General features: G+C 48.6%; 4 protein-coding genes. 1 reads left to right on the top strand and 3 read right to left on the bottom strand.

Translation table 11 applies throughout. The annotated features are described in order from the left end of the window. Window positions 1-301: 301 nt before the first annotated feature. Window positions 302-1,237 (top strand): recombination-associated protein RdgC, encoded by a 936-nt coding sequence (gene rdgC / locus KDK16_RS02500; RefSeq protein WP_257274511.1) that lies wholly within the window; start codon window positions 302-304, stop codon window positions 1,235-1,237. Window positions 1,238-1,298: 61 nt separating this feature from the next. Here the strand turns inward: rdgC and KDK16_RS02495 are convergent, their stop codons facing one another. The 3 genes from KDK16_RS02495 to bamC all read right to left on the bottom strand — a co-directional run. Further along, complete coding sequence (locus tag KDK16_RS02495; RefSeq protein WP_257274509.1) at window positions 1,299-2,159, bottom strand: tetratricopeptide repeat protein; 861 nt, start codon at window positions 2,157-2,159, stop codon at window positions 1,299-1,301. Between the two features lie 474 nt (window positions 2,160-2,633). Next, on the bottom strand, window positions 2,634-3,848 hold the full coding sequence (locus tag KDK16_RS02490; RefSeq protein ID WP_306670697.1) for a phosphoribosylaminoimidazolesuccinocarboxamide synthase: 1,215 nt from the start codon (window positions 3,846-3,848) through the stop codon (window positions 2,634-2,636). A gap of 30 nt (window positions 3,849-3,878) precedes the next feature. Further along, window positions 3,879-4,533, bottom strand: a 655-nt coding sequence (gene bamC, locus KDK16_RS02485; protein ID WP_257274508.1) for an outer membrane protein assembly factor BamC, incomplete at its 5' end; no start/stop codon positions are given.

Below are 4,533 nucleotides of genomic sequence, written 5' to 3'. Positions count from 1 at the left end.
ACCGCCGACCCTCTGCTTGTAAGGCAGATGCTCTCCCAGCTGAGCTAATCACCCTTTCGGTCTTGGCCATGTGTCTCTCAACAACGCGGCGCATTATAAGCAGCGAACCGAACTTCACGCAACAGCCTTTAGACACTTTTTTTATAAGTATCCGCAACAGAGTACTGCAAAACTGTATTAAGGCTGCAAAAATCCTAAACCGATCAAAGCAGTTTTATGAATGCTTTCGGGCCAGAAACAGCATGTACTTTCTCTCACGTAGCGGAAGCTTGATGCGTATAATGCAGACACTCAATTTTGCATGGACTCAATCATGTGGTTTAAAAACCTGATTTTCTATCGTTTTACCAAACCCGTTAAATGGAATAGTGAGGAGCTGGAAGAGAAGCTCTCTGAAAAACGCTTTCGTGGCTGCAACAGCCAGGACATTAGCTCATATGGCTGGGTTCCACCTTTGGGTCGCCATGGCGATATGCTGACACACACCACTGGTGACTTTGTCATGATCTGCGCCAGGAAAGAGGAGAAGATTCTTCCCGCCAGTGTTATCAAGGATGCCCTGGAAGAAAAAATAGAAACAATAGAACAAGAAGAACAACGAGAAGTGTTCAGCAAAGAAAAAAAAGCGCTCAAGGATGACATTACAATGGAATTGTTGCCCAGAGCCTTCACCAAACACCAGAAAACGTTCGCTTATGTGGATACAAAAGAGGGCTGGCTGGTTGTGGACGCATCCTCCTTCAAGAAAGCAGAAGAACTCACCAGCTGTTTAAGGGAATGCCTGGGCAGCCTGCCGATTATTAACCCCTCCCTAAAGAACCCGCCCTCAGCCTCCATGACACAATGGCTGTCCGAAAACCCTGCAGTGCCAGCGCCTTTTATTCTGGGTGACGAATGCGACCTGCGAGAGCCTGGTGACGAGGGTGGACAGATTAATGTTCGCAGACAGACGTTGATCACAGAAGAAATCCAGGCACACCTGGAAGGTGGCATGCAGGTAAGCAAATTATCCCTGCAATGGGACGAAGCACAGACTTTTGTGCTCAGCGATGACCTGACTGTTCGAAAACTAAAATTTAGTGAAGTGATCCAGGATCAACTGGACGAAGTGGAAGCGGAAACCGCAGCCGAACAATTTGATGCCGATTTCGCAGTCATGAGCCTCTCCCTGAGAAAGCTGATCAATGATCTGGTCGAGACTCTGGGCGGACTCACGGAAGCAACTGCTGAACCTTAATCGCCATCGGGCTTCCATTCACAGGAAGCCCGACTCACTAATCCATCAATGCATCAATGCATCAATGCATCAAGCCAAACAGCTTGCCTCGATAACGCTTGGCCAGTGAGCTTCCAGCACCCAGCTGATCAAAAACCTTCAGCATTAAAAGTCTGGCGCCGTCATCGCGGAAGGCACGGTCTCTCCTCACGATCAACAGAAGGTTTTCCAGAGCCTGCTCATTTTCATCGGCAACCACCTGACTGATAGCAAGTTGATAACGTGCCTCATGATCGTTTTCATTATCGTGAAGACAAGCTTCCAACTCTACCCTTTGCGGTGCTTCTACCATCATTTCATAAAAAGCCAGCTTTGCCCTGGGCTGGGCAATACCGGCAGTATCGTCAGGCAATGCAGCCATCAGTGTTTTGGCATCGTCAATGCGACCTACTGCCAGCAGCAGGTTAACCTGAAGCACCTGAAGCCCGTGATTTTCAGGCTCTTCCTGAAGAATCTGTTGTAACAGCGTCAGCGCCTGCTCATGCTGCCCCTCCTCAATCAACTGCTCAACCTGTAACCTGATCCGCTCCACAGGGCTCATGGTTAACGGGTCCAGCACTTCTTTCAGGGCAGCTTCAGTCTGCAAGCCGGACAACACCTGCACAGGCTGTCCCTGATGAAAGAAGACCAGAGTCGGTACACTACGCACCCCCAGCTGAGCCATTAACTGCTGGCCCAGAGGTTGCTCAGCATCCAGCTTGGCCAACAGAAACTTACCCTGATAGTTCTCTACCAGGCTGTCCAGAATCGGTAGCTGACTCTTGCAGGGCTCACACCACTCAGCCCAGATATCCAGTAGCACCGGTCGCTGGGCCGACTGCTCAATTAATACTTCTCGGACATTTTCTTCAGTCAGATCTACAATATTTGGCAATTCATTCATGCTCAGATTCTCTAGCCGACTCGTCAGGAGCCCAGCATTCTTTAATAAAAAGTTGTAATAAAGGGCTTTGGTGGCAGATTACATGACTTCCAGATGAAGCATTACTGAAATCTTACCCACAAAATCTGTGGATAAGTTTGTGGAAGAACCCGTGAAATCATTCAGAAAGACCTATTCTTACTGCCCCTCATACAAATCGATCATTTTTTGATCAATTATTTTTCTTTATTTTTCAATAGGTTACAACTCATCCTTATAAAATCAATTACTTAGACCAGATGCATTTTTTTGACGTCAAGGGCTTGACATTTGTGCATAAAAAACAGATGACGTAAGCCTTACGCGGACTATAAATTGAAAAAAGTAAGCCGATTCCCGTCATACTGCAGATTTTTATTAATAACCAATCGCTATTAAAAGACCACCCCCTCGTCAAACCGACCCAGAGAACCGAAGAACTCCGGACCAAAGTCATTAATCAATCAAACCATATTCATCCTTGAGAATGGTGACGACTTCAGCTTTGGGGTTGTCCGAGAGCTGAAGAGGCTCGCCTGTTATGCGCTCAGCAATGTCCAGGTAGGTTTTGGAAACGGCCATCATGATGGATGGGGGCAGCTCATTCTCTTCGGCCAGAGCCCGTCTCTCGTCCATCCTGTCCTTGTTGAGCAGGATGTCCGGATCAGGAAAATAACTCAGCAACTGCTGACGGAAACCTTCCTTGGAGTTTTCCACCACCTTACCGGTCCTGTAGAAAGCTCCGTCCCAAATTCTGGAAGAATCCGGTGTCCCCACTTCATCCATGTAAATGAGCTTGTCCTGACCGTCAACACCGGTGACATAACCAAACTCAAACTTGGTATCCACAAACACCTGGCCCAACTGACCCAGAGCTTGTGAAATGACACCGAAGCCTTCTCTCAGGAGCCTTTCATAACGATCAATATCTTCAGGCTTCTGAAAGCCGAAAGCGTCGTAATTCGTCAAAAGGTCAGCCCGGGTGATGTTAACATCATCCACCTCTGGCACACCGGGGATTCCTTTCAAAATACCTTTAGTGGAAGGTGTCACCAGTAATTCCGGTAATTTCTGGTCCTTCTCAAGACCATCCGGAAGCTGGATACCACAGAAATCACGCTCACCCTTGCTGTAAGCTCGCCACATCGACCCTGTAATGTATTGACGACAGATCGCTTCAATCATCACTGGCCGGGCTTTTTGAACAATCCAGACAAAGGGATGGGGAATATCCAGTATATGGCTGTCAGCCAGACCGGACTCCCTGAAAAGTTTGAACCAATGATTGGAGATCGCATTCAGGGCAGCCCCTTTACCGGGAACCCCCCTCATGTTGCCTTCGCCCCTCCAGATACAGTCAAAGGCACTCATTCGGTCAGAAATCACCATGATGGCCAAAGGGGTATCGTCAGCTACATCATAGCCCTTTTCCCTGATCAGGCGACGGCTGTCCGCCTCTGTCAACCAGTAAACAGAGCGGACCTTGCCTGAGTGCACGGGAAGCTCTGTTCGAATAGGAAGGTCGTTATTTACGGCCAGTACTTTACCAGCAAGGCTCATTGCCAATATCCTGCCTTCTACTAATGAACAATCAACAGGAGCGAAACTTAAAGCCGCCCCATGGAACTGTTTGCGTTGCCTGGCAAACAAAAACAAAAAAAAACCAGTCATGGAGACTGGCCTTAACACTGGGATTCTACACTACTTGAGGTTTTCCTTCACAAGATTCAGCAACTTACGACTGATGTCGGCAGGCGCTGAAGTATTGGCATCCTTTTCTACCGATACCCGGACGACCCCATTCAACTCTGAGACCCTCATTAACAAAACCTCTTTTGGTGTCTCTTTCTTTTCACCACCGCCAAACCAGCCACTGAACCAGCCACCGGACTCTTTCTCTTTCCTGACCACTCCTTTAGGGTCTACCTGCAGATAGAAGATACCTGCCGAACGGTTCTTGTCAGTCACATCCACCCCTGTCTGTTGCAGGGCCGCATCAACTGCAGACCAGCTACGGGCATAAGAGAGTTGATCCATTCTCAGTAGCGGGTTACCGGCACCGTCCTGTTCAATAACAGCCAGGTCACCCAGGTTCAGATCCTGAGCCAAGTAGGAGACGGATTTATCACTGTCATCCCGCACCATAAACAACAGCAGTTCGTTCAGGATACTGTCACGCATCTTCTGACTGCGCTCCGAAAGGTTGTTCCACTTGGGTTCGGTGGTCGACTGACTTTCCTCCAAAATGGCACGAGACTTGATCCTCAGGCGCACCTCAGTAGAATTCGGTTTCACACCCTGACGCACTTCAAACTGAAATCGGTCTTCAACAGGGCCAGTCACCTCAGCCCCCATC

The sequence above is a fragment of the Endozoicomonas sp. SESOKO4 genome (assembly GCF_024606275.1).
Note: the sequence above shows the minus strand (reverse complement) of the source record. Positions and strands in the feature narration are given on the sequence as shown.

Excerpts from the sequence above, each read along its gene's own strand:
- rdgC (WP_257274511.1), top strand. The coding sequence starts at position 302 with ATGGACTCAATCATGTGGTTTAAAAACCTGATTTTCTATCGTTTTACC.
- KDK16_RS02495 (WP_257274509.1), bottom strand. The coding sequence starts at position 2,159 with ATGAATGAATTGCCAAATATTGTAGATCTGACTGAAGAAAATGTCCGA.
- KDK16_RS02490 (WP_306670697.1), bottom strand. The coding sequence starts at position 3,848 with ATGACTGGTTTTTTTTTGTTTTTGTTTGCCAGGCAACGCAAACAGTTC.